Origin of the sequence: Emticicia sp. TH156 (assembly GCF_002855535.1) — a bacterium.
Classification (GTDB): Bacteria; Bacteroidota; Bacteroidia; order Cytophagales; family Spirosomataceae; genus Emticicia; species Emticicia fluvialis.
This window is the reverse complement of the sequence record NZ_PKRS01000011.1, coordinates 15,439-42,413: the sequence shown is the minus strand read 5'-3', so window position 1 is coordinate 42,413 and position 26,975 is coordinate 15,439. Positions and strand designations below refer to the sequence as shown.

Annotated in this window: 20 protein-coding genes; 13 read left to right on the top strand and 7 right to left on the bottom strand. The window is 40.6% G+C overall.

Annotated features, from left to right (window positions below):
- Nucleotides 1-11 precede the first annotated feature (11 nt).
- The 5 genes from C0V77_RS19210 (at nucleotide 12) to C0V77_RS19190 (ending at nucleotide 12,509) form a co-directional block, all read left to right on the top strand.
- Complete coding sequence (locus tag C0V77_RS19210) at nucleotides 12-2,441, top strand: ABC transporter permease (RefSeq protein ID WP_101728002.1); 2,430 nt, start codon at nucleotides 12-14, stop codon at nucleotides 2,439-2,441.
- 86 nt (nucleotides 2,442-2,527) lie between these two features.
- On the top strand, nucleotides 2,528-4,918 hold the full coding sequence (locus C0V77_RS19205; RefSeq protein WP_101728001.1) for an ABC transporter permease: 2,391 nt from the start codon (nucleotides 2,528-2,530) through the stop codon (nucleotides 4,916-4,918).
- Between the two features lie 132 nt (nucleotides 4,919-5,050).
- Nucleotides 5,051-7,438, top strand: coding sequence for an ABC transporter permease (locus C0V77_RS19200; RefSeq protein ID WP_310587051.1), 2,388 nt, complete (start codon nucleotides 5,051-5,053; stop codon nucleotides 7,436-7,438).
- A 109-nt stretch (nucleotides 7,439-7,547) separates the two neighbouring features.
- Nucleotides 7,548-9,986 (top strand): ABC transporter permease, encoded by a 2,439-nt coding sequence (locus C0V77_RS19195; RefSeq protein WP_101727999.1) that lies wholly within the window; start codon nucleotides 7,548-7,550, stop codon nucleotides 9,984-9,986.
- A gap of 90 nt (nucleotides 9,987-10,076) precedes the next feature.
- A complete protein-coding gene (locus C0V77_RS19190) occupies nucleotides 10,077-12,509 on the top strand; it encodes an ABC transporter permease (protein ID WP_101727998.1) in 2,433 nt (810 codons plus the stop codon).
- Between the two features lie 30 nt (nucleotides 12,510-12,539).
- Here C0V77_RS19190 and C0V77_RS19185 read toward each other — a convergent pair whose 3' ends face one another.
- Nucleotides 12,540-12,905 (bottom strand): DUF1801 domain-containing protein, encoded by a 366-nt coding sequence (locus C0V77_RS19185; RefSeq protein ID WP_101727997.1) that lies wholly within the window; start codon nucleotides 12,903-12,905, stop codon nucleotides 12,540-12,542.
- Nucleotides 12,906-13,081: 176 nt separating this feature from the next.
- Here C0V77_RS19185 and C0V77_RS19180 point away from each other — a divergent pair, with 176 nt between their 5' ends.
- Nucleotides 13,082-16,522: a ThuA domain-containing protein gene (locus C0V77_RS19180; protein WP_101727996.1), complete on the top strand. Its 3,441-nt coding sequence runs from the start codon at nucleotides 13,082-13,084 to the stop codon at nucleotides 16,520-16,522.
- 37 nt (nucleotides 16,523-16,559) lie between these two features.
- Complete coding sequence (locus tag C0V77_RS19175) at nucleotides 16,560-16,850, top strand: Dabb family protein (RefSeq protein WP_101727995.1); 291 nt, start codon at nucleotides 16,560-16,562, stop codon at nucleotides 16,848-16,850.
- Between the two features lie 63 nt (nucleotides 16,851-16,913).
- On the opposite strand, the gene C0V77_RS19170 is transcribed toward C0V77_RS19175, so the two are convergent.
- On the bottom strand, nucleotides 16,914-17,219 hold the full coding sequence (locus C0V77_RS19170) for an isoamylase early set domain-containing protein (RefSeq protein WP_101727994.1): 306 nt from the start codon (nucleotides 17,217-17,219) through the stop codon (nucleotides 16,914-16,916).
- 330 nt (nucleotides 17,220-17,549) lie between these two features.
- On the opposite strand from C0V77_RS19170, the gene C0V77_RS19165 reads away from it, so the two are divergent.
- Nucleotides 17,550-18,752 carry a DUF937 domain-containing protein gene (locus C0V77_RS19165; protein WP_101727993.1) on the top strand — a complete coding sequence of 401 codons (1,203 nt, stop codon included), beginning with the start codon at nucleotides 17,550-17,552 and terminating at the stop codon, nucleotides 18,750-18,752.
- 56 nt (nucleotides 18,753-18,808) lie between these two features.
- On the opposite strand, the gene C0V77_RS19160 is transcribed toward C0V77_RS19165, so the two are convergent.
- Nucleotides 18,809-20,071, bottom strand: coding sequence for an aminotransferase class V-fold PLP-dependent enzyme (locus C0V77_RS19160; RefSeq protein WP_101727992.1), 1,263 nt, complete (start codon nucleotides 20,069-20,071; stop codon nucleotides 18,809-18,811).
- Between the two features lie 29 nt (nucleotides 20,072-20,100).
- Complete coding sequence (locus tag C0V77_RS19155) at nucleotides 20,101-20,814, bottom strand: DNA alkylation repair protein (protein ID WP_101727991.1); 714 nt, start codon at nucleotides 20,812-20,814, stop codon at nucleotides 20,101-20,103.
- 102 nt (nucleotides 20,815-20,916) lie between these two features.
- Here C0V77_RS19155 and C0V77_RS19150 point away from each other — a divergent pair, with 102 nt between their 5' ends.
- On the top strand, nucleotides 20,917-21,441 hold the full coding sequence (locus C0V77_RS19150) for an NADPH-dependent FMN reductase (protein ID WP_101728140.1): 525 nt from the start codon (nucleotides 20,917-20,919) through the stop codon (nucleotides 21,439-21,441).
- Nucleotides 21,442-21,529: 88 nt separating this feature from the next.
- Here C0V77_RS19150 and C0V77_RS19145 read toward each other — a convergent pair whose 3' ends face one another.
- A complete protein-coding gene (locus tag C0V77_RS19145; RefSeq protein ID WP_101727990.1) occupies nucleotides 21,530-21,982 on the bottom strand; it encodes a nuclear transport factor 2 family protein in 453 nt (150 codons plus the stop codon).
- 333 nt (nucleotides 21,983-22,315) lie between these two features.
- On the bottom strand, nucleotides 22,316-23,095 hold the full coding sequence (locus tag C0V77_RS19140) for a response regulator transcription factor (protein ID WP_101727989.1): 780 nt from the start codon (nucleotides 23,093-23,095) through the stop codon (nucleotides 22,316-22,318).
- A 359-nt stretch (nucleotides 23,096-23,454) separates the two neighbouring features.
- Here C0V77_RS19140 and C0V77_RS19130 point away from each other — a divergent pair, with 359 nt between their 5' ends.
- The 3 genes from C0V77_RS19130 to C0V77_RS19120 all read left to right on the top strand — a co-directional run bounded on the left by C0V77_RS19130 (nucleotide 23,455) and on the right by C0V77_RS19120 (nucleotide 25,364).
- Complete coding sequence (locus C0V77_RS19130) at nucleotides 23,455-23,904, top strand: hypothetical protein (protein WP_101727987.1); 450 nt, start codon at nucleotides 23,455-23,457, stop codon at nucleotides 23,902-23,904.
- A gap of 111 nt (nucleotides 23,905-24,015) precedes the next feature.
- On the top strand, nucleotides 24,016-24,489 hold the full coding sequence (locus tag C0V77_RS19125) for a hypothetical protein (RefSeq protein WP_101727986.1): 474 nt from the start codon (nucleotides 24,016-24,018) through the stop codon (nucleotides 24,487-24,489).
- Between the two features lie 221 nt (nucleotides 24,490-24,710).
- The gene (locus C0V77_RS19120) at nucleotides 24,711-25,364 is read left to right on the top strand and encodes a hypothetical protein (protein WP_101727985.1); all 654 of its coding nucleotides are present in this window, start codon (nucleotides 24,711-24,713) and stop codon (nucleotides 25,362-25,364) included.
- A gap of 177 nt (nucleotides 25,365-25,541) precedes the next feature.
- On the opposite strand, the gene C0V77_RS19115 is transcribed toward C0V77_RS19120, so the two are convergent.
- Nucleotides 25,542-26,159: a hypothetical protein gene (locus C0V77_RS19115; RefSeq protein WP_143706133.1), complete on the bottom strand. Its 618-nt coding sequence runs from the start codon at nucleotides 26,157-26,159 to the stop codon at nucleotides 25,542-25,544.
- Nucleotides 26,160-26,358: 199 nt separating this feature from the next.
- Here C0V77_RS19115 and C0V77_RS19110 point away from each other — a divergent pair, with 199 nt between their 5' ends.
- On the top strand, nucleotides 26,359-26,967 hold the full coding sequence (locus tag C0V77_RS19110) for a DUF1080 domain-containing protein (RefSeq protein WP_101727983.1): 609 nt from the start codon (nucleotides 26,359-26,361) through the stop codon (nucleotides 26,965-26,967).
- Nucleotides 26,968-26,975: the final 8 nt, after the last annotated feature.

Below are 26,975 nucleotides of genomic sequence, written 5' to 3'. Positions count from 1 at the left end.
TTGCGGGTATCATGATACAGAATTATTTCAAAATAGCATTTCGGAACCTGGTTCGGAACAAGATTTACAGCTTTGTAAACATTGTGGGCCTGGCTATGGGTATTACGGCCTTTTTATTCATTCTTGAATATATCAGTCTGGAGAAAAGCGTCAATAACTTTCATAAAAATCTGTCAAGTACTTACCGTTTGCTTAATGAAGATATCCATGGTGTAACCTGGGCCGAAATAGAACCGGGCTGGGCTTTGAAAGCCAAAGAGAATTTCCCGGAGGTAAAAGATTTTTGTCGATTCGAACAGGGTATAACCAAGGGCGTGGTCAGGAGGTCAGCTGCAAATGCCGAGGCATTCCGCGAAGCCAACATCAGTTTTGCTGAAAGTAACTTCTTCGATTTTTTTACCTTTCCGTTGGTGGCAGGTAGTAAAAAGGCGCTTCAAAAGCCCAATACCGTCTTTATTTCAGAATCAACCGCCAGAAAGTATTTCGGAACCCTCAATCCATTGGGGCAGGTACTTGTGCTTGATAATCAGTTTGGCTCTTCATCTCATACCATAGAGGGGGTTTTTGCGGATATGAAAGACAATTCTGACATCAGATTAGATATGGTTTTCTCTTTAGAAACGCTAAAGAATCCGGCCAATCTGAAAGGCAACAACTGGGCTACTTTAACTAATCTGGACTCGCAGTATATCAATACATTTTTTCAGTTGAACGACGGCGTAAATGTTAAGGCCTTTGAAAATAAACTATCTGCCTTAAGGAAGAAACTAGGCAAAGAAAACGATGGTGTACGCTTTCGTTTGCAGCCGTTGGCCAATGTTCATCTGGCTGCCTCATTAACTGATAACCTTCAAACCACAGGTAACCTGAAGTATGTGTACATGCTGGGCGGAATAGCCTTTCTTATTTTATTAATTGCCTGGTTTAATTATATTAATCTTTCAACGGCTAATTCTTTAAAAAGAGCCAACGAAGTAGGTGTAAGAAAAGTAATTGGCGCTACACAGTTTAACCTTATCAGCCAGTTTCTGGGAGAGGCATTGTTGGTTAATCTGTTAGGATTTACTTTGGCAGCCGCATTTGTTTATTCTCTTCAGCCATTTTTTAACGATTTAATAGGGAAAGAACTATCGTTTACAACTATTGATTTCTCGCTGGTTTCAGTTGCCGGGCTTGGTTTGTTGTTGGTTGGTTCTGTTCTGGCCGGGGCTCTTACGGCTTTTGTTTTGTCTAATTTCAACCCTATTGAAACCCTGAAAGGAAAACTGGGCAGGCAGTCAAAAGGTATATTTCTTCGCAAAGCATTAGTGGTTTCTCAGTTCAGTATATCAATTATGCTTATTTTAGGCACAGTGCTTATCTATCGGCAGTTGCATTATATGCAAAACAAAGATTTAGGCATGAACAGCCACCAGCTTCTGGTAGTAAAAGGCCCCGAGGTAGGTAAAGACAGTACTTATGGTACCCGCAAAACCGCATTTATTGATGGCCTTGCCCAGCAAAGCTTTGTTAAAGATTATTGTGCTTCAGGCACAATACCCAGTGGTTGGTATAATTTTACAACTTCCGGCTTTACACAGCCTAAATCTAAACCCGGCGATGAACTGAAAGCCTATTCATTTGCCATAATAGGAGACAGATTTCTGAAAACGTATCAGATTAAACTAAAAGCAGGAAGAAATTTTACTCCTGCCGAATGTAATCTGGACTGGAACGATAACAGCAAAATATTGCTCAACGAAAAAGCGGTAGAGTCTTTAGGCTTTGCTTCGGCAGAAGAGGCTGTTCAGAAGCGTATTCAGTGGGACGAGCGCCCATTGGAAATTATTGGAGTTGTAAAAAACTACCATCATACAGGTGTACAAAGAACCATAGATCCGATTATTTTCTACCCGCAAAATTCATCAGCCTATTACACGCTTCGTATTACGCCAGATAACATGAATGCCAAAGTTGCAAGTCTTGAAAAACTCTATAAAGCAAATTTTCCGGGTAATCCTTACGAATATTTTTTTATTGACGAAAACTTCAATAAACAGTATCAGGCAGAGCAACAGTATAGTAAAATATTTACCACGGCTTCTGGCTGGGCAATTATCATAGCTTGTCTTGGGTTGTTTGGGCTGGCCACATTTACTACCGAAAGCCGCACTAAAGAGGTGGGCATTCGTAAGGTGTTAGGTGCAGGCGTTTTAGGTATTACAGCCTTACTTAGCAAAGACTTTATAAAACTGGTAGTTATTTCAATTGTAATTGCCAGCCCGGTTGCTTATTACCTTATGAGCCAATGGCTGGAAAATTTTGCCTACAAAGTAGATATTTCATGGTGGATATTTGCCGTATCAGGTGCAGGCGCTATTCTGATTGCATTAATAACCGTAGGGTATCAGGCAGTAAGAGCGGCATTAACCAATCCGGTTAAGTCCTTAAAGTCAGAGTAAAAACACACACCACCAACCCCTAATGGGTAGTTGAGGAAAGTATATTATATAAATAAAAAAATTCCCCTTTAGGGGCAGAAGTCAATATGATACGCAATTACTTAAAAATCGCCTGGAGAAACCTTGTAAAAAGTAAGGTGTACTCTTTTATTAATGTTTTTGGCCTAGCTGTTGGTATGGCGGTTGCCATATTGATTGGGCTTTGGATAAACGACGAGATGTCGGCCAATAAGCACCATGCCAATTATGCCACGCTCTATCAGGTAAAAATGCACCAGACGTTTGATGGCCGCAGAGGAACTCAGGATGCCTTGCCGTTTCCGATGGGAGAGGAACTGAAATCAAAATACCCGGATTTTAAAGGTGTGGCCATGTGCGACTGGGGCAGTACGCGGTCTTTGCTGGTGGGCAACCAGAAGTTTCTGAAATTCGGCCACTTTATTGGGCCAGATGCCATGGAAATGTTTAGTATTCAGGTAACCAACGGCGATAAGCAACCGCTGAAAGAACCATACTCAATCGTATTGACAGAAGAAACAGCAGAAGCCCTTTTTGGCAAGCAAGACCCGGTAGGAAAGATAGTGAAAGTTGATAATACCATGGATTTGAAGGTAACGGCCGTTGTAAAAAAACAGCCCAAAAATGCCTCCTTGCAATATGACTACCTGATACCATGGCAATTACAAGAGAAAATATATGACTGGGTGGCCAAATTTCATAAAACTAACTGGGGTAATAATTCTTGGCAAACCTTTGTGCAGTTGAAAGATGGCGTAGACCCCGAAAAAACCAATGCCAGAATAAAAAACGTAGTGCTTGACCATTTTAAAGAAGACCAGCTGATGCAGAAGAGCATCAAACCTGAAGTATTTGTACATCCAATGGCCAAATGGCGTTTGTATTCAGATTTTACCGAAGGTAAAAACACCGGCGGGTTTATTCGTTACGTAAAGCTGTTTGGTATTTTTGGCATTTTTGTTCTGGTTATTGCCTGTATCAACTTCATGAACCTGAGCACCGCCCGCTCTGAAAAACGCGCCAAAGAAGTTGGTGTCCGTAAAGCTGTAGGTTCAGCACGTAATCAGTTAATCGGTCAGTTTCTGAGCGAATCCATTCTCATTGCTTTTATTTCTCTTGTACTGGCTATTGTTTTGGTAGGGGTGTCATTACCTTATTTCAATAGAATGACCGAAAAACAAATGTCAATGGAGCTTGCCAATCCGGTTTTCTGGGCAATCATGCTTGCTTTTACACTTATTACCGGTTTGCTGGCGGGTAGTTACCCTGCGCTTTACCTATCTTCATTCAATCCTGTAAAGATACTTAAAGGGGGTATTCATGTAGGTAAAAACGCTTCTCTGCCTCGAAAAATCCTGGTTGTTATGCAGTTTACTTTTTCTATTGTGCTTATGATTGGTACAGTAATTATTTACCAGCAGATACAATATGCTAAAAACAGGCCTATCGGCTTTAACAGCAAAGGATTGATTTCTGTTGAAAGTTCAAGCGACCTTTTAAGAAATTATGATGCACTGAACAATGAATTGCTGGCCACAGGTGCTGTCTTATCTATTTGTAAATCTAATACGCCGCCAACACAAATATTTAGTAACAATAACGGGTGGGAGTGGAAAGGCTCTACACCTGAAGATAAATCGGCTATTTTCAGTACAATTGCCACCAGTTTTGATTACGTAAAAACCATAGGGGTTAGGTTGAAAGAGGGTCGGGATTTTTCAAGAGAATATTCAACCGATTCTGTTGGCGTATTACTCAATGAAGCCGCAGTAAAACGCATGGGGCTTAAGAATCCTGTTGGAGAAATCTTGAAATGGAATGGGCGCGAAAGACGCGTAGTGGGTGTGGTTGCCAATGTAATGATGGAGTCTCCCTTCAGAAACATATCGCCTTTAACTATTGTGTTTGAGAAAGACTGGGTGAGTTACATCAATATCAGGTTAAACCCTACTGTTTCAAGTGCGCAGGCTATCAAACAGATTCAACCGATATTTGATAAGTATAATCCGGGTTTCCCGTTCGACTACAAGTTTGCTGACCTTGAATATGCATCTAAGTTTAATTATGAAGAACTGATTGGTAATCTGGCGGCTATTATATCTGTGCTTGCCATATTTATTTCTTGTCTGGGCTTATTTGGTCTGGCGTCTTTCATGGCCGAGCAACGCAAAAAAGAAATCGGGGTTCGTAAGGTTTTAGGCGCAAGTGTAGCTAATCTGTGGGGGCTTTTATCAAAAGACTTCGTGAAACTCATTATTATATCCTGCGTTATTGCCTCACCTATTGCCTGGTACGGTATGTCTGAATGGCTCAGTGATTATACTTATAAAATAGATATTGGCGTGGGGGTATTCTTATTGGTATTGTTTGTTGCCATATTGGTTACCCTGCTCACGGTAAGTTATCAGGCCATTAAGGCTGCGCTGGCCAATCCGGTAAAGAGTTTGAAAACAGAATAACCACCTTTGCCCCTGAACGGGAGCGAAAAGAAATGTATCTACAACCATAAAATGAGGTCCCCTTTTAAGGGCGAGCCTACCTGTCGGAGGTGTATTATGCTGAGTAACTATTTAAAAATTGCGTGGAGGAACTTGCTAAAAAATAAGACCTTCTCATTTATTAATATATTTGGGCTGGCCATTGGGTTCAGCAGTTTTATTCTTATTGGTCTTTATGTGATAGACGAGCTGAGCTTTGATGAGTTTCATGAAAAAGCAGACCGTATTTATCGCCTGGATGTGGATGTCAGATTCGGCGGGACTGATTTAAAACTGGCTACCAGCGCAGACCCCGTTGGTGAATATATGAAAAAAGACTATCCCGAGGTAGAGCAATATGCCAGATTATATGCCAATGAGGGCCCCAAGTTTATACGCAAAGGTAGCGAGTATATCAGAGAAGCCGATATTACTTACGCCGATTCTACCATTTTTGATGTGTTTACCTTTCCGGTTATAGCTGGTAACCCGAAAACTGCTTTAGACCAACCCAACACTGCCGTAGTAAGTGAAACCACTGCTAAAAAGTATTTTGGCACTACGGATGTACTAGGCAAAACGCTTGAAGTAGGGCTGGAAGAAAAAACACGCTACAACATTACAGCCGTAATGAAAGACATGCCGGCGAGTTCTCACTTCCACTTTGATATTCTGCTATCAATGGATAACCTGGAATATCAGTTTGGCAATTTTCTGAGTAATAATTTTCATACCTATGTGGTCTTGAAAAAAGGTACTGATTACCATGCCTTTGAAAACAAACTTGAGGGTATGATTATTAAGTATGTGATGCCACAGGCAAAACAGTTAATGAATATCAATAGTCTTGAGGAGTTCAGGAAGGCAGGCAATAAATTAGAGTATCACCTGATGCCATTGACAGACATACACCTGAAATCAGACCGCGCACCCGAACTTGGGGTAAACGGTAGCATACAGTATGTGTACATCTTCTCGGCAGTGGCTTTGTTTGTATTGCTGCTGGCGTGTATCAATTTCATGAACCTGTCTACTGCGCGTTCTGCCAACAGAGCTAAGGAAGTTGGTATACGTAAAGTACTGGGCACACCCAAAGGCACTTTAATGAGCCAGTTTATGGCCGAATCTGCCTTTATGAGTTACCTTGCTTTTGGTGTTGCATTAGTAATAACCTGGCTTGTAATGCCTTATTTTAATGATATTGCTGCCAAGGCATTCACCTACAGAGACCTGATTGCGCCTAAAACACTTCCAGTATTGCTGCTTTTACCATTGGTTGTGGGTATGCTGGCAGGCTATTACCCTGCATTTTTCCTGTCGTCTTTCAGGCCTATTGTAGTGCTTAAAAGCAAATTAAACACAGGTGTGCAACGAAGTAGTTTTCGAAATGTGCTGGTTACCTTTCAGTTTTTTACTTCAATTCTACTGGTAATAGGTACTATTGTGGTTTACCGCCAGTTAAATTTTATACAGACAAAAAACCTGGGTTTTAATAAAGACCAGGTACTGGTTATAAACGGAACAGGTGCCTTGCGTGAAAATAAAGAGGCGTTTAAAAAAGAAATACTTAAACTCTCGGGCGTGCAAAGCGGTGCGTCGGCAGGTTTCTTACCGGTTGCCAACTCATCACGTACCGACCATAGTTTCTCCAAAGAATCAACCATCAGTTCAAATGACGGTTTTCAGATGCAGATGTGGAATGTAGATTACGATTATGTGCCTACATTAGGAATGGAGCTGCTAAAAGGCCGGAATTTCTCTAAACAGTTTGGCACTGATTCAAGCGGGATTATCATCAATGAAACCGCCGCAAAAGTGTTGGGTTTTGATGACCCTATCGGTAAGAGAGTGTACTCTATAGAAGATGAGAGAAGTTTTTATCATATAGTTGGCGTGGTGAAGAATTTCCATTTCGAATCCATGCGGCAGAATGTAGGGCCTTTATGTATGCGTCTGGGTGTGAGTAACTGGGCGATGGCCTTTAAAGTAAAAACCTCAGATATGCCAGGTTTAGTTAGCCAGATAAAAAACAAATGGAAAGCCATTGCGCCTGAAATGCCATTTAATTATAGCTTTCTTGATGAACGATTTGATGAAATGTATCGTGCCGAACAGCGGGTGGGCAAAGTGGCAGTTACTTTTGCTATACTTACAATTGTTATTGCCTGCCTGGGTTTGTTTGGGCTGGTAACCTACATGGCCGAGCAAAGAACCAAAGAGGTGGGTATCAGAAAAGTATTGGGGGCATCGGTTTTGGGTATAGTTTCGCTACTTACCATAGACTTTATCAGGCTCATTGTACTGGCCTTGTTAATTGCAAGCCCGATAGCTTATTTTTTAATGAACAGCTGGTTGCAGGACTTCACCTATCGCATAAATCTGGAATGGTGGTTTTTTGCATTGGCAGGTCTGGTAACACTGGCGGTTGCAATGCTAACGGTGAGTTATCAGGCTATCAAAGCTGCTTTGATGAATCCGGTGAAGTCGTTAAAATCAGAGTAAGCCCCGCGCGACGTCCGCCCAGCGCCTAAAGGGGAGTTGAGGGAAATATTTTCTATAACCATAAAACAAGTTCCCCTCTAGGGGACGGTCCGACGAATCGGAGGGCATCATGATACGTAATTACTTCAAAATCGCGTGGCGGAATTTGTTGAGAAATAAAGTTTTCTCATTCATTAATATCTTCGGCCTTACTATTGGTTTAACCAGCTTTCTGCTGATAGCGCTCTATATTTTCGACGAGCTGACTTTCGACGGGTTTCACTCTCAGGCAAATCATATTTACAGGGTCGTGAACCAAAAAACTTCTGCGGATGGTAAAGAATCGAAGGTTTCAAGTGTAGCCTTTCAAATTTCAGAAGGAAGCAAATCAGATTTCCCTGAAATAAAGAAAGTAGCCCGATACACAGGGGCAGGAAGAAGTAATATAGGCACGCAGGAGAATACTAATGTTTTCTATGAAGATTTAATATTTGCCAGCAATGATTTTCTGCAAGTGCTAGACTTTGAGGTTTTATCAGGTGACCCTAAAACAGCTTTAAATGCTCCGTTCTCGGTTGTTTTAACAGAAGAGTCGGCTCAGAAATACTTTCATTCAACCAACGTAATTGGCAAGTTCATTAAAGTCGACAGAGATACTATTCCTTACACTATAACGGCCGTGTTGAAAAATATTCCGGTCAATTCGCATCTATCGTTTAATTTGCTTTTTTCGGAGTCGAGTATTAATAATCAGCGGTTTAAAGATTTTGTGAGTTCTGATTGGAGTTCTGACAGCTTCAATACTTACCTCTTATTAGATCCGAAAGCTGATGCAGGTAACTTGCAGGCAAAGCTGAATCAGCTGGTGGCAACCAAACGCGACAAAACAGTAAAAGATAAATATACGTATTCATTACAGCCATTGAAAGATATTCACTTTTACTCCGCTGATATTGAGGGACAAACTAGTCAAGGGAACCTCACTCACATTTACATATTTGCAGTTCTGGCTGCCTTTGTGCTGATTATAGCCTGTATAAATTATATGAACCTGACAACGGCCAGATTCGCAAACAGGGCCAGAGAAATAGGCGTGCGCAAAACAGCAGGGGCGACAAAAAAGAACCTTATCAGTCAGTTTATCACCGAGGCCCTTATCGTTACTTTAATAGCTTTATGTCTTTCTATATTTTTCGTTCAGATTTTACTGCCTTATTTCAATCCTTTTACCCAAAAAGAGCTTTCGCTTGGGTTAGGTACTGATTTTAGAATCTGGATAGGTGTTGGGCTTATTGTAGTATTGGCAAGCCTCATGTCTGGTATGTATCCCGCTCTAATACAGTCGGGTATTAAACCTATTGTGCTGCTGAAAAGTAAAATTAATGTTGGCAAGGGCAATATTTCTGTCCGCCGCTTACTAGTGGTGTTTCAGTTTTCACTCTCTATCATCATGATAGTGGCTACAACCATTGTGTATCAGCAAATGAAATATGTTGAAACAAAAGACATGGGTTTTAACAAAGAGCAATTGCTGATAGTGGACATTAATAGTGGTAAAGTAAGAAAAGGCGCTGAGACCATTAAACGTGAATTCAACAAATTGTCGCAGGTGAAGCAGGTAGCCCTTAGCTCACGCGTGCCCGGCGAATGGAAAAACCTTTTGCAGGTAGGTGTAAAAAATGAAAACATCGGCTCTACAGAAGGTAAAAATATGTATTTTCTTGGAGTTGACGACCAGTTTCTGAAAACTTATGACATTCAATTGCTGAATGGCAGAAACTTTACCAATGTGGGTGCAGGAGATTCTACAGCTGTGATTATCAACGAAACAGCTGCCAGACAACTGGGTGTAACTACGGCGTCAAATCAGGTAATTGAGATACCAAGCGTTGATTATAGCGGAACAATCGAAAAACTTGAAAACCCTTTTTATGCCAGAGTAGTAGGTATTGTAAAAGATTTCAATTTTCAGTCTCTCCACCAGGCGGTTTCACCAATGGTGATAGGTTTTCATAAAAATCCTATTCAGAATACTGATTATTTCAGTATCAGAATTTCGGCTGAAAATATAAAAGAGACTATCAAACAGATGGATAATGTACTGAAGAGCATAGACCCGGACCATCTGTTTGAGTATCATTTCCTAGACAAGCAGTGGGAGTTGTTTTATCAGCAAGACCAAATACAGCAAACCATTTTTATGGTTGTGGCCATTCTCACAATTTTAATAGCTTGTCTCGGTCTGTTTGGCCTGGCTACTTACGCAGCCGAACAACGTATTAAAGAAATAGGTGTCCGTAAGGTACTTGGTGCCAGCATACCTGGCATTGTTATGATATTGACACGCGATTTTGTGAATTTGGTGCTGATAGCAGCTATGATTGCCTTTCCGGTTTCATGGTGGGCTATGCACACTTGGCTGCAGAATTTTGCTTATCACATAGAAATAAAATGGTGGGTGTTTGCATTGGCGGGCATATTGGCCATAGGCATAGCACTCATTACCATCAGTTACCATACCATCAAAGCTGCTTTGATGAATCCGGTGAAGTCATTAAAAAGTGAATAACCACCCCTAAAGGGGAGTTGAGGGAAACATTTTCTATAACCATAAAACAAGTTCCCCTTTAGGGGACGGTCCGACGAATCGGAGGGCATCATGATACGTAACTATTTCAAAATTGCCAGGAGGAGTTTGTTGAAAAACAAAATGCAGACTCTGATAAACATCACGGGTTTGTCTATTGGTATGGCTGCCTGCCTGCTGATTCTGATGTATGTCTTCGATGAGCTGAGCTTTGATAAATTCTGGGCCAACGGAGACCGCATTTATAGAATGGCATTAGAGCGCAGATACCCGGGCAGAGCAACAGGCTATGCCATTATTCCGCCGTCTTATGCGCAATCGGTTAAGAAAGAATTACCGGAAGTAGAAGAGTCTACCAGAATTTTTGGCGCCGGTGGCACTACGCTTTTCAGGCATAATAATGAGGTATATGCAGAGAAAAATATGCTATGGGCTGACTCTAACTTCTTTAAAGTGTTTAAGTTACCTCTGTTGCAGGGTAATCCTGAAAAGGCTTTAATGGCGCCCAATACGGTAGTGCTAACTGAAAGCACCGCCAAACGTTTTTTTGGCACTGCCAATGCCATGGGCATGTATCTGGAACAGGTGCAGGGGCCAAAATTGCAGGTAACGGGTGTTTGTGCCGATGTACCTTCTAATGCCCATTTTAAGTTCGATTTTCTGGCTGCTGTAAAAGGCAATCGCTTCGCCGAGGCTGCCAACCATGTCAGTTTTGCAGCTGCTACTTATCTGCTGCTGAAACCACATACATTGTCACAACAAGCACAGGCGAAGTTTCCTGCCATTGTTGAGAAATATGCCTCTGGTGAAATACAACGTACTTTCGGCGTTTCTTACCAGGACTACGTAAAAGCCGGCAACGGTTATTTTTATTTTCTGCAGCCACTGAAAGGTATTCACCTGGAGTCGCATCTGGAAGGTGAGCTGGGTAATAATGGAAGCAGTAATCTGGTGTATATCTTTATCGTTATTGCCATTTTTGTGTTACTTATTGCTTGTATCAACTTCATGAATCTGGCTACCGCACGCTCTACTGAAAGAGCAAAAGAGGTGGGTATCCGAAAAGCGCTGGGTTCCACCAAGTCGCAGCTGGCTGTTCAGTTCCTGACTGAGTCGGTTTTGCTGAGTGTTTCCAGTTTTTTTGTAGCTTCTGTGATCGTGGTATTGGCCTTGCCATTTTTCAACAATCTGACAGGCAAACAATTGCAGCTTGATACATTTTATACATGGCAGACTATCCCACTTATGTTGTTCTTATCAGTTTTAGTGGGCTTAATGGCCGGCATATATCCTGCGGGTGTGTTGGCGTCGTTCCAGCCTGTTCAGGTACTTAAGGGTAAATTTATATCTAAAAAACAAGGTCACCTGTTGCGTAATGGTCTGGTTGTTTTTCAGTTCTCAATCTCAATTGTGTTGATAATCGGCACTTTGGTTGTATATCGTCAGTTAACATATATACAGAATAAAGAGCTGGGGTATTCTAAAGACTTCGTGATACACCTGCGTGGGGCAGGATTTTTGGCAGAGCAAACAGAAGTGTTTAAAGAACAAATAAAGAAAATTGCAGGCATTGAAAAAGTAGGCGGCACAAACGCTGAACCCGGCCAGGAGCAGTTTTTTGGTATAACCTTCCGGAAGGGCGGAGAAAAAGAGAGCGTAACTGGCAAAACCATGGTTGCTGACGAGGGTTATTTACAAACACTGAATATGAGCGTGGCCGAAGGCCGGTTTTTTAATAAGGATTTTAATGATTCGCTTTCAGTGATTCTGAATCAGGAGGCCGTAAAAGCATTGGGATTAAAGAACCCTGTAGGGCAGAAGATATTCAGTCCTGATAACATGGTGCGTGAGGATGGTGGTGAAATGGCTTATACTATTGTGGGAGTAGTGAAAGACTTCCATTTTTCATCATTGCATCAGAAAATTACTCCTTTATTCATTATCAATAACCGTTTTTTTGGGAGAACGAGCAACCTGATGGGGGTAAGGGTGAACACCAGTAACTTTAAAGAAGTAACAGCTAAACTAGAGCAAACCTGGAAGAAATTTTTACCTGAACAGCCGTTTAATTACGCATTTCTGGACGCCAATCTGGCCGACCTATACCGAAACGAGCGTGTATCGCAACAGGTGTTCTGGATATTCTCATGCCTTGGTATTCTGATAGCCTGCATGGGCTTACTTGGGCTGGTGAGCTACATAGTGCAACAAAGAACCAAAGAAATTGGTATTCGTAAAGTATTGGGGGCCAGTGTGCCGGGTATCATAGTTTTGGTTTCTAAAGATTTATTAAAACTGGTGTTGATAGCATTAATTGTGGCTTCGCCACTTGCCTATTATCTCATGAGCGCCTGGCTGCAGGACTTTGCCTACCGGACAAACATTGCCTGGTGGATATTTGTACTGGCAGGGGTAATGGCCGTGCTTATTGCCTTTGTCACAATCAGCCTTCAATCTATTAAAGCAGCTTTGATGAATCCGGTAAAATCTCTGAAAGCAGAATAACCCAAACACTACAACTACTAAGGGGCTTTTTCAGCCCCTTAGTAGTACCAGATTTTTGATGAGCATTTCAATTCGTTCTACCGGAATGTCATCGGTTGGGTCAATCAATAAAATCTTCATTCTTACTCTTTTTTCTGTAACCAAATCGGCATCTTCCAGTTTATTGCCATCAACAATGCCTATGTAGGGCTGAGGCACCCCATTAATGTTAAATTTTTTATGTATCCACAAATAGCAAAGCATTTTGCCTTTGAAGTAGTAGCTGGGCAGTTTATACTTCCATTCTTCTGTAATAAACGGGTCTTGTTTTAATAGAAGTGCCCGCAATGATAACAGGCAACTTTTGTTAGGTTCAGTCTGCTGTTCAAAAAAGTCATCTATTGGGCGTAATTGCATGTAGGCCAGTAAATTTTTGTTTTTGTTTCAGCCAATGTAAAGAAAAATAATGCCCGGGTTTTATTTATAGTTTGTTTTTACGGTTTTATCGCCACATTATTCTATGTTATCTTAAAATAATTTAGTTTTAGTGGTAAATAATTATATTTGGTTTCTATCTATTTAACCTCCAAACTATGAAAAAACCTGTAAAAAGCTTTTGTTTCTGTCTGTGGGCAGTTGTTGTCCTGTTTTCGGTAATGGTTAGTCAGGATGTAACTGCTCAGCAAAAAAGAGTTTTAGTTTATTCAAAAACTAAAGGCTGGCGTCATTCAAGCATTCCTTTTGGTAAAGAAGCAATCAAAAAACTGGGTGTTGAGAATAACTTCAGTGTTGATATATCTGAAAACTCGGAGGATTTCAACGATGCCAATTTGAAAAAATACAGTGCCGTTGTTTTTAATTCTACCACAGGTAATGTATTAAATAACGAGCAACAAGCTGCCTTTGAAAGGTATATTCAGTCGGGTGGTGGGTTTGTGGGTATCCACGCCGCTGCTGATACCGAATACGAATGGCCGTGGTACGGGCAACTGGTAGGCGCTTATTTTGAGAGCCACCCCAACAATTCTAATGTACGCAAAGCCACCGTTCTGGTAACTGATAAAACACATATTTCAACAACGCATTTGCCAGATAAATGGGATAGAACCGACGAATGGTATAATTATAAGTCAATATTCAGAGGTATTAAACCCCTGGCGTATCTGGACGAAAGCACCTATGATGGCGGTACTAACGGGGGCAACCACCCGATAGCCTGGTATCATGAGTTTGACGGCGGCCGCTCGTTCTATACAGGTGGAGGGCATACCGACGAGAGTTTCTCTGAACCATTGTTTCTGAAACATCTTTTGGGGGGTATAACTTTTGCTATGGGTGGCAGCAAGCCACTAGACTACGCAAAGGCCTATTCGGTAACCATGCCTGAAGAAAACCGGTTTGAGAAAACTGTTCTGGTAAATGACCTGAACAACCCGATGGAACTGGCGGTATCGAACGATGGTAAGGTATATTTTACTGAATTGGCCGGTAATCTGTCGGTGTTTAATACCCATACCAATCAGTTTAAACTTATACACCGTTTCCCGGTCGTGATGAAAGGAGGCACGGGCGTAATTGGTATTACCCTTGACCCCGATTTTGATACCAACCGCTGGATGTATCTGTATTACTCTCCGCCAATTGAGGGAGAACCCATCTATTTTAATCTGTCGAGATTCAAGCTTTCAGCAAAAGATGAAATCGATTTAACCTCTGAAAAAATATTGTTACGCGTGCCGGTTCAAATTAACAGCGGTTCGCATCATGGGGGTTCTCTGGCATTTGATAAAGATAAAAATCTGATTCTTTCTACCGGCGATGGCACCACGCCTTTCCCATCTAATGGCTATGCCCCTTTAGATGAGCGCAGTGGCACTGAATATTACCCGATGGATGCGCAGCGGTCAGCGGCAAACACCAACGATTATAAGGGGAAAATCCTGCGTATTCATCCACAGCCGGATGGCACCTACACTATTCCTGCTGGTAATTTGTTTAAACCGGGTGAACCCAACACACTGCCCGAGATTTATGCCATGGGTTGCCGGAATCCTTACCGCATAGCCATTAATCCCAAAACAGGCACTATTTACTGGGGTGAGATTGGCCCTGATGCAGGAGAAGACAGCCCGAGAGGCCCAAGAGGCTATGATGAGTTTAATCAGGCTAAAAAACCAGGTAATTTCGGCTGGCCTTACTTTGTCGGTAACAATTACGCCTATTCTGAATGGGATTTTACCGCCAATAAACCCGGCCCTGATTATAATCCTGCAAAACCGATTAATAATTCGCCCAACAATACAGGCTTGAAAGAGCTGCCGCCCGCCACACCACCCATGATTTGGTACCCGTATGCCCTTTCTCCGGAATTCCCGGAATTAGGAACCGGTGGACGCAGTGCCATGGCAGGAGAGTTTTATACCTATAATGAAGCATCAACCAACAAAAACAAAATACCCAGGTATTACGACGGCGCCCTGTTTATTTTTGACTGGATGCGTAACTGGATGCTGGCTGCCAGATTAGACAAAGACGAAAACTATGTAAAAACGGAAGCTTTTATGCCTACCAAGGGCGATTTCAGAAGGCCTATCGATTTGGCTTTCAGCAAAGACGGCATTATGTATGTGCTGGAGTACGGCTCAGTTTATGGCGCTGATAACAAAGATGCCCGATTGGTAAAAATTGAATACAACTACGATAACCGCGCGCCTCTGGCCTCTGCCTCAATTGTTGATACTTTAATGATGGCCAAAAAACAAAGGGAGTCGTTTATTACATCTGAGATAAGAGAAGTGCCACAATATAAAGAGTGGGCAGGGAAAGCACCTTTAAAACTGCGCTTTTCGGGCAGAGGTGCTGATTTGGATTTTGATGATAAAATGTCTTATGAGTGGTACATAAACGGAGCAAAACAAGAGAGCGATAAACCTATGTTTGCGCATACCTTTACTAAAAATGGTAATTACAAGGTTGTATTTCTGGTAAAAGACCATGCCGGAAAAACAGCAACCGATACGCTTGCCGTAAGGGTAGGCAATGGTGTGCCGGTTGTAAAAATCAATGCAAAAAAGAACAAGACATTTTATTGGAACAATCAGCCGTTTGAATATACCGTATCAGTCAATGATGCAGAAGATAAAGTAATTAATGCCAAAAAACGTAAAGTAGAGTACAACTACTATCCGAATCCGTACCAGCCAGTGGATGTTAGCAAGGCAGATTCTAAAGTTGAACTTGGCTCTCTGGGCAAAACCCTGGTTGATGCCAGCGACTGTAAAGCCTGCCATACGCTTGATAAGACCTCGGTTGGGCCGTCGTTTCTGGCTATTTCTAAAAAATATGGCAATGGCGACAACAAGACTATCAAAACCTTGTCGAAGAAAATTATTGATGGTGGCGGTGGCAGCTGGGGTAGCACACACGTAATGAGTGCACACCCACAGTTATCAGCACAGGACGCCGACGAAATGGTAAAGTACATTCTGGCCATTAATGACCCGAACAAAAACTTTAAGCCGATAGCAACAACAGGTAGCATAGCCTTAAAAGAGCATCTGGAAAACAGAACCACTGGTTACTATACTATTAAGGCCTCTTATGTAGATAACGGCGCAGCCGGCAGCAAACCAGAAAAAGCAGAAGAGGTGGTGCGCCTGCGCTACCATGAACTACGTGCCATGGATGCAGACCGACACCCGGGTTTTGTGTTTGACTGGGGAGAGTTACGCCAGGGGGCATCTAAGGCTTATCTGGTTTTTAAAAATATTGACCTTACCAATATTAATACCATTGCTTTTGAGTATGCCTCGCAAGATAAGTCAGGTATAATAGAGGTCAGAGAAAACTCAGTGGCGGGGCCTGTTATAGCCCGCACTACCTTTACGCCAACAGAAGGCTGGGGTAAAATGAAATGGGTAGAAAGTAAGCTTGATAAGCCGGTAGACGGCTTCAGAGACCTGTATATTATAGCAGTGAAGTCAGATAAACCAAGTGATAATCTGATTAAATTTAAAACACTCAGATTCAATTGAGGTTATATGTAAATACACAATTTAAGAGATTAACATAATGATAAGACATTCAGTTGTTTTTAAGTTAAAGCACCCGGTGGGTTCAGAGGAAGAACAGTTGTTTTTTGATGAGGTCAGGAAACTGACGGCTATTGAAGGTGTGCAGAACTTTGTTTGCTACAAACAAACCGGAAAGCACAGCAATTATCAGTACGGTTTGTTTATGGATTTTGCCGATACACAGGTTTATGAGCAGTACACCACTCACCCTGCTCATATAGCTTTTGTAGACCAGCACTGGCATAGTAATGTTGAAGAGTTTCTGGAGTTAGACTATGAGTCGCTTTGAACAGAAACGCATAAAAATAGCCCGGACGAAAGCCAGGGCTATTTTTATGTTACCAGGTTGGCATTACAATACCACTACACAATTTTGAGTTGTAAATTCGTTGCTGACATACTTGTCAGCGGCCTCGTCGTTTAACCATTCAGAGCCATCTAATAAATAACGGAACTGAAATTCTGCGCCTAAAGGTAACTCAAGTGAAGTTTTATATTGTCCGTCTTTCTGTTTCTTTAACAAATTGGCGGTTGAGTTCCAATCGTTAAACTCACCTACCAGTGCTACTTTCTTTGCGTTATTTACAACTTCAGAAGGCAGCGTGAACGTTACTTTGCAAACTGATTTGGTTTTTGAAAATTGTTTTACAATTGACATGATATGCATAAGTTTGATTTTCGTAGCAAAATTATATTATATAAATTATAATTGCATGATTATCAGTCAATTGAAGCTTAAAATTCTTTGAATAGTTATGTTTTATTTTTGAATGATAATATTTGGCGGTATATAAGCCTTATTTTTTGATAACCGACCAAGTTTTTTTAGTTCTTGTCGGCTAAAAATAGGCTTAAACCCATGAAGCCGTATTTGACAGGTATAAATGCCCATTTTTAAGAGGCATTTTATTTTGGGCATAGTTTTTGCGATTTTTAATGTAATTTGTACCCGTCCCTAATTTTGTTCAATAGCCACGTGATTTGATATATGAATTTACTCGAATTAATTAAAGAGAAACTAACCGGCTCAGAGATTGAAGAGATTAGTGTTTTTTTGGGAGAGCGCCCCGAGAACATAAGTGTGGCTTTAGATAAAGTGCTGCCAACCGTTTTTGGGGTTGTTATTCTGACGACAACTGATCAGAACGCAGGAAAGGTAATGGATGTGCTGAAAGATGGCGGGCATACTGGTGAGATTCTGGATGATTTGGGAGATTTATTTGCCAGCCCGGAGAAAATTCAATTGTTGATTTCAGTAGGCACTAATATTTTTAATCATTTTTACGGCGGAAAAAGCCAGATTGTTTCAGACACCATTGCTTCTTTGAGCGATATCCGTAAAACCTCAGCCTCTTCTTTACTTGGGCTTGTTTCACCTATAGTGCTAGGTGCATTGGGTAAGGTGGTGGAATCGGAAGGCCTGGGGATATCTGGTCTGAAAAAACTTTTACAAGAACAAAAAGAAAGCGTTTTAATAGCTATACCGCCTATTCTGGTTAATAAACTGGTCTCTAAAGAGGAAACAGGTAGCAAAAAGCCTTCTAAAAGTAAAGAAAAAGTAAAAACTGAAAGCAGAGAAACTAAATCCGGTAGCCCTATGGTCTGGATTTTCTTACTTTTATTGGTTTTAGCATTAGGGGCAGGCGTGGTTTATATGTTTAAGTTCAGAGAAAAGGGGGCACCTGCACTGCCTGCTGAACAATTACCTTTAAAAGACACAACCGTATTTGAAAAGCCAGATTCAACACTAAGCCAGCCTGTAAAAGATTCTGTTCTGGTACCACCAAACCAGTTGTTGCAGAAGAGTGATTCATTACAGCAAGCACCCAAACCTGGGCCTTCAACCGGAGCATCTATATCGTCAGAAGAGTCAGCCACCGTGTTAGGCGAAGAACTCAACACAAGTAATAACTGGATTATGCTTCCGAAGTTGAGTTTTGATAGGGGAAGCGCTGAAGTAAGGTACGCCGGGGGGCTAAGCGATATTGTCAGGTACCTCAGAAATACTCCGTCTGCTACCATTACTATTGCCGGTGGCGGGCAGAGTGCCGACGACAATATGGGCGAGTACCGAGCCTATGCCCTCAGAGAATTATTAATTGAAAGGGGCATACCGCAAAGAAGAATTATCATTCAGGCTAAAATAGAAAATTCTGTTGATTCAAAAGTAACAATCAAGATAAGCCGTTAGGCAGAAAAACTATTAAAGTGAATGCCCGCAGATGTATAACCTGCGGGCATTCCTTGTTATGCTGCTAATTCTTTCAAAGCTTTTACGAAGGTGTCCAGCTCCTTAGTGCTTGTATAAATATTAGGGGTTATCCGGCAGCCTTTTACAGTGGGCGAGTCAATAGCCACCGTCCAGATTTTATATTTTGTAAGCAGGGTTTTAGCCATATCGGCAGGTTTCATGGTAGCAATGCCCACATTGGCTATACCACAGGCTCTATGGCTCTCTGCCGGGGTGTTCATTACTATGTTAGGCAGATGTCTTACCTGTCTGGTCCAGTATTCTTGCAGATACCTTAACCGTGCCTCTTTGCGGTCGCGTCCAATTTTTTCATAATAAGTAATGGCATCAGCAATGGTTAAATCAGTATGTACCGGATTCGTACCCGTATGGTTCAGCTTCCTGATGTCGTCATCTTTATAGCCCATGTCTCCAAACATTTGCCAAAGCCCGGCAATTTTTTCTTTTTTTACGTAAAGTAAGCCTGTACCAAGGGGTACGCTGAGCCACTTATGCAGGCTGCTGCCGTAGTAGTCGCATCCCAGGTCGCTTATTTTATAATTAATGTGGGCTAAAGCATGGGCTCCGTCAACCATTACTTCTACGCCTTTGCTATGTGCCATGTCGCATATTTTTTTTACAGGCAGTATATGCCCGGTAATATTAATCATGTGGCAAATCATCAGCAGCCTGGTTTTAGGAGTGATGGCTTTTTCGTAGAGTGATACTATTTCTTCATCTGAACCCGGATTATTAGGCACCGAAACTACTTTATTGATTATGCCGTATCGGCGGGCCTGCAATTTAAACATATCCAGCATCGCGCCGTAATCTTGTTCGGCCATGATGGCTTCATCGCCGGCTTTCCAGTCTATTCCGGCAATAACAGTATCCAGCGACTCAGTGGTATTACGGGTAATAACCAGTTCTTCATGAGCGCATCCGGCAATGGCTGCCAGTTTCTTTCTTAGTTCAAGCTTATCATCAAACTGGCGTGTACGCATATAATAGGAGCCTTCAAGGTTAACATCCTGCACATGACCCAAAAAGTGCTGCAAGGTAGGTTGGGGGGCTATAGAATAATAGCCGTTCTCCAGGTTTATATAGTCTGGTTTTAATTTATAGTCTTTTCTTACCTCTGCCCAGAAATCCTCATTGGCAGCTACCTCTACAGGTGTTTGTGAGGTTATCCGATTCAGGGCGGTGTCCAGGTTTTTCCCAAAAGCAGGAAGAGACATACCTGTTGCGGCAAAAGTCTTGATAAACTGGCGTTTGTTCATGTAAGTGGAGTATTATTGATATGGTCAATTTACTTTAGTTGCATAAAATATCTCCGGCGTTCGTCGTCCATTTTTTCTATACAGTATCTCAGTGCGGTTCTTGGTATATTTCTGATATTCTTTTCAAGAAATTGTTCTACCTTGTTTTGTTTGCTTCCGGCGGCCGACTCTTTTTTCCATATTTCCCGCAGCATCCAGCCAACTGCCTTATGTATAAGGTCATGCTTGTGCGGCAGCAGTATTTCAGCTATCTGCAGGGTATCATCATACTGTTGCTTGTTTATAAAATACCAGCTGGCTATAATGGCAACGCGCTGGGTCCAGAGGTGGTCAGAATGCGCCATATCATATAGAATGCTCCGGTCTTTATCGAACAGATAATTGCCCGCAATGTCGCGTGCTGAACAATCAACCAGGTCCCAGTTATTTATGTTGTGCAGATTCTTGATATAGAATTCATAAATTACCCGTTTTGTATCGCCTTTGGCTTTTTTCATCTGGTTAACCAGAATCATCAACGCGGCCATTCGGTATTCGTGAATAGGGTCATCTAGCAAAACCTGTATTTCATTTAATGGAAGTGCCTGGTACTTTTTGCAGATGCCCCGTAACTGAGGCGTGGTTATGCCTATAAAAATATCACCCTCTCCGTATTGACCCTTACCGGTTTTAAAGAACCATGCCGATGTTTTTGCCCGCTCGGGCGTAGCTATGGCCTGTAATTCTGAAATGAGTTCGTTCATTGAAACGATTTGACATTTTTTTTGTTAAAGATAATAAAATATGATGGCATGCAAGGCAGGGTTACAAATTCCCGTGCCAGTTATGAAAATATCCCCCTAAGAATGATAGCTATAATCATTGGTACTAATCGAAAAAATTCTGTTTCCCGTAAAGTTGGCGTATATTATCAGAAGTTACTAGGTTCGTTAGGGGCAGAAACCCGGTTAGTGGACCTGGCCGATTTGCCTGAGGATTTTGCGTTTTCGGCGCTTTATCATAACTCCGGTCGTAACGATTCTTTCAATGAATTTCAGACTATTGTAGATACAACCCCGAAATTTGTTTTCATTGTTCCTGAATATAACGGCTCTTTTCCGGGTGTATTAAAGACTTTTCTGGACGGGCTACGGTATCCTGACAGTTTCAATCATAAAAAGGCCGCTTTGGTGGGTATATCGTCAGGCGTGCAGGGCAATTCAGTAGGTTTAGGGCATCTGAATGATATACTGAGCTATATGGGTACCGATGTGCTGGGGCTGAGAATGAAACTGGGCAGTATCAGAAGCCATTTTGATGGCGATGATTTTACGTTTGAAGTATATCGTAATTTTCTGGAACGCCAGGCTAAGCAACTCATTGCATTTTAAAGAACAGACTATCCATCGGCGACGGCGGTCTGTTCTTTAAATACTTATTCTCATGCGGCACCAATCTTCATTGGTGCGCGGGCTTTATCTATTTACAATTTTCTTTTCTACGGGTGTCTACAATGCCTGCAATTTTCCAGCCCTTGTCGGTTTTTATCAAAGTAAATACATCAACACCGCAATGGTTGAACTTATCGTTGATATAAAACTCATAGGGGGTCCAGGCTATGGCCATTTCTCCATCAATTTTAATATCGTAGGCTGTCAGTCTTTCGTCTAAAACTACTCCCTCGCGTTTGGTTCCTACAGACTTCAGCCAGCCGCTGATCGGGTCTTCCTGAAGCTTTACTTCTCCGTTTTTATCTTTAATTATTGATTTGAGAAAGCAGGAAGGGTAAAGTACCTGACGAATAAGCGTTGTGTCGTTTTTTCTCATGCCATCAAACACCTGATTGATGGTAGTTTTGATTTGCTCGTGGTCGGTTTGGGCAAGGGCAATGGTGGTGATAGAAAGGAATAGGATTGTAAATAGTTTTTTCATTTGATATAAGTTTTTTAAACAAGCTCTTAATTATTTCTATGCTGATATAATGTATTTTACACTTCTAATATAACTTTCGTACATACAGCCATTAAATGAATAACTATGTGAAAAATATCCATCGATAGAGTAAAGTATGCGGCAAAGTTTGTTAGTATGAGGGCAAAGAAAATACCATTAGTTCACCTTTGCCAATATTTGATTATTATAAATTAACTTTATCTAAAGTATTGGGTTTTATCTTTATATTTATAATCTAGCACAATAAAGGATTGATTCTTTTAAGTATTTATACAAATAGAATCAGTTGGATTACCATGATTTTAACTGCTGTTATAATAAATGATGCTCCACTCCATAACAAACTAAATCAGAAGCATTTGCAGAGTTGGTTCTTTTGAGCATATTTTTTCTATGGGTCTTTACTGTATGTACGCTTATATAAAGTTTAGCCGCAATCTCTACACTATTTAATCCTTCTGAAATCCACTTCAATATCTCAATTTCTCTTTTGCTCAGTAGTTTATTCTCATCTACATTAAGGTAAAACTCCAGACTACTGCAATCTTCCCACTCATTTTTTTCAGTATTTAATACCTCTATCTGCTGGATTATTTTTTCTTCCCCTGCAAGCGGTACTTTAGAAAGAAAACCATAGAAACCAATCGGTATCTCTTCATAACCCTGTAAAATGAGTTTATATTGCTGGTAATAAAATCTCTTTTTCTTTTGTTTATCAAGTATGGGGAAGATACTTTTAAAACGAAGGTCAGATAGTTTTTTATCGTTCAGATTATTGTATAATTTCGCTTGCTCCATCATACATTTCTTATCAATATAGTCCGGTACACGCATCATATGGGCAATAAACATTAACCCCCCTTCCATAATGGACTCTGTTGAGTGGCCTACAATATCTTCAATACCTTCGCCTATATAAGGATAAGTGCCATTTTGAAAATCGGCCACAAACACAGTCGCTGAAAAGTTTTTTAAAAACCTACTGACTGAAACAACTTCATCAATATGCTGAATAAAATCATGATTTCCTGTGTCCCGGCTCTTGATTTTTTCAAGGTACTGAAGATAGGTAATACTACTTTTCTTTTGCATGCTTTACAACAGCCATTGCTAAATAAATAGGTAAATACGTGATAGACATTCAATAAAAATACCCCAAAAGAGGTATTGTGCATGAATCATCAAATATACAATTTTGCAGAACAAATAAACATCCATGCCAAGAGAAAAAAGTGTGAATTTTCAGGCAGTATTGCTCCCAATAAGAGATTCAGCAGTGCAGGGTCCTAAGTTGATTGGCTTTTGGGACAAGATCCTATTAAACAATATTGAATGGAATGGTTTTTCCGCATTTATAGCTTTTCTCTTAGGTTATTTGTTGTGTCCTGTTGTTTAGAGTACGGTATTGTATTTTCAAGTCTGTAACATCGTGACTTTAAATTTTAAATCTTATGAATCCATTAAGAAAACAATCAATAATAGTAATACAACTAACTTTACTGTTTTTTACTTCATTTGGAATTCCGGTTTCACAAGCTCAAATTGCAATAGGTATTGCTTATAAGCCTATGTCAGGCAGTTGCAAGCAATTTAATGAAGCTGTGGGCTATGCTTCCAAAATTAATGGCGGAAAACTTAAAGATATAACAAAAGTAGTTTCTGACCTATTATCTAGTCAGTATAATGTTTCCTCATCTAATGTTATGATATTTTCATCTACTTCAAAAAAGGGTGCGGTGATTCTTCGTTATAAAAAGCCAATAAGTGGCTATAATTGTTTAAAATCGGCTTATGCTGTAGGGTTTGGAAACACTGTCGGAGAAGCCCTGAATGCTGCAAAAAAAGAAATGCGTTTATATTACTCCGGTAATGAGTATTGGCAAGAAACCTGGGTGCATTAGCATATTATCTGCTAATCATAGGGGTAATAGTAATTTCTGATTCTATATACTACCAGTGCCGTAGAATAGGAACTTTTAAAATTTGATTAAATAACTTAAAACCAAACCAAAATGAAAAAAATGTTAATAACGTTGTTTTTATTAGGGATAATAGCAAGCAAGACACAAGCACAACAGATGTATGGAGGTAGTGCTTTTGTTTTTGTAAAGAACGACAAAGGTATAACACGTGTTCTTAATGCTACTGAAACCTGCAATAATAGTAGTTATTCTCAAGTCCAAAGCAAGTTGGAAACCTCACTCAGATACATCATGGGTTCTCGCGAGGAGTTTAGCAGTCAGATATATTACACCGTTGACCGTTGTGTTGATGGTGATGGTAAAATGTATGGTGGTGCGGCCTCAGTAAAAGTAAAAGACCTTAAAAGTGGCAGAACCCGGTTTATCAATGCCACTGAAAGCTGCCAAAATGCTAGCATATCTGGGGCGAAAAGGAGGTTGGAAACTTCGCTTAAATCTGTAATGAGTTTGAGCGAGGAGTTTGAAACAGGTATAAGCTATGATATTGACGGATGCAGTCGGTAACCAATAACATTGTCTAAAAGATGTATATGACTCTGATAAGCACATAAATTGATTGATGTACGTTTCTGTCAATAGTAATTCAAAAGAGTACGGAAATGTATTTTATCTAAAAGGAATATAAAGCAGCGAACAATTAAAAAAAACTACGTTTTTCATATCTAAGAAGCTATTTTTTTTAATGTCTTAAAATTCTCAGTTTAAACGAAATAAATGCCTTACAAATGAAGAAGATATTATTGACTTCCCTGTCGACAATTTATTATTTAAGTTCATTTGCTCAAGAAAAGGAAGGTCCAAGTTTTTCCGAAACAATATCGTATTTGAATGAGAAAATAGAAGAAGTAAAATCTCACTTTAGGAACGATGTATATAGTGATGGTAGCCCTTTTAAAATGTATTATCCAGGCTACCTTTCAATTAGTGGTTATGACGCGAAATCTTTTACGATACAATATGCTTTTAGTAATTATCCGGTGCGACTATATACAAATGAAGAGGTTCGTGATGCGCAAGGGCGATTCAAGTATTGGAAAGAGATATTTGACTGTGATTATTTGAGAGTTTTAAGAAATTATAAATTTAATCCTGCTCTTATAAAGAGTATTGAATTTTCTTCGAAACCTGGCGATCCTGTTGGTGTAATCAAAATTTATCTAATTGATAAAGTGGCTACTTTCACGTACACTAGAAGTACAGTAAAGTTAGATAAAGATGGTGAGTGTTCTGTTTATTCGGACGAAAACGATGTAACTACCTCAGAAAGCTATGTAGAATTCCCATTCCTTCAATCAGATCCCGATAATTTCAACAGAATAAAAAAAGCTTTAGAGCATTTAAAGAAAATATCAAAAGGGAAGGATTTATTTGGAGATTAATAGAATACTTAAGTATTCGAATAGTTATATGCGGAGAAGTTCTGGAATCGGTGTTAGTAATTTTATGTAGCTTTCTTGATGCTAATTTTAAATTGGTCTGTATTTGAGGCTCAGTTTGGCTCCATTGTATGAATATTCAGAAAGGCAGAGAGTAGATGAGAAATCCTGGTGATTTACTTAATCCTGTTTTTCAAATTTTGTGGGTTTGTTGTCGGTTTTCAGATAGTTGCCCGTAACGGTAGCTCCATTGCCGAAACCGCATTCAAAGGCTTCGTCCTGATAAATAATGGCTGCACCGCCTTCAAAGAACAAGAGTTTCAGTTTGCATTTGCCAAACTCGTTACTTTCATAGATGGCCTGATTCCCTGCAAGTTTCAAAGTGGTTTTTTCAATAGTAGCCTGATTGTAGCTGGGGGCGCCTCTGTATGCCTGCATTTCAACCACTATGCGTTCTCGGCCAGTCTGGCTTACCGAAAACATACCCGCACCACCCTCTTTGCCAAAATTATAAGCATAAGTGCCAGTAACACTTACGGGGTATGTTTGCGTTTTTATTTCAGAGGTTTTCTTTAATGTAAACAACAGCTCTTTATTGATACTTGGTTTAGACCACGTACCGGTTATTTCATTACCTTTTTTAGTGCCGAAAAATACGCCGGTAACCTCTGCTTTTGGGTCAAATTCATATAATAAAACCTGTCCGTTTTCAAGCGAGCCTATTACCTTAATGGCCTGCCCCACGCGTTTATAAACCAGTGTGCCGTAGATGAGGTTGTCGTCAAAAGTGAGGGTCATCAGCACTGGGGCTTTATTGATTTGCCCATCAAAAGTTTCTTTCGATAATGAGTTTTGAGCAAAACAAAATGTACCCAAAAAGGAAAATGACAAAAGAAAACTACAGATTATCCGCTTTGGCATAGAAATAGTTTTTGCTTGGTGATGCAAGATAAGAAATTTATCTTTTCTTTGTAACAGTAAATAAACTCTATTCAAAATGAAGACAAAACTAAGTTTCCTAACTTTTACATTTCTGTTGATTTCTGCTTTAAGCTTTGCACAAAAGAGCAAAGGACAAAAACTTTTTAATGGTAAAGACCTGAAGGGATGGGTGGTTTACGGTACTGAAAAATGGTATGTAGAAGACGGTATTCTGGTATGTGAAAGCGGGCCCGACAAGCAATATGGATACCTGGGCACAGAAAAGAAATTCAAAAATTTTGAACTGACACTTGATTTTAAACAAGAGGCTGACGGTAATAGTGGCGTGTTTTTTCATTCGTCTATTACCGGCACTACCATAACAGGCTGGCAGGCAGAGGTAGCGCCTCCGGGTCATTCAACCGGCGGTATTTATGAATCTCATGGCCGTGGATGGTTAATTAAACCTGACCCAGCTAAAGACAAGGCATTGAAAATGGGCGAATGGAATACAATGACCGTGAGAGTGGTTGACAACGTGGTTACCACTATCCTGAATGGCACAGAAATGATTAAACTTGATGACCCGAAAATAGGCGAAAGAGAGGGCATACTCGCCTTGCAGATTCATAGCGGCGGAGGCATAAAGGTAAGATGGAAAAACATTGTTGTAAAGGAATTGTAATTGCAAGC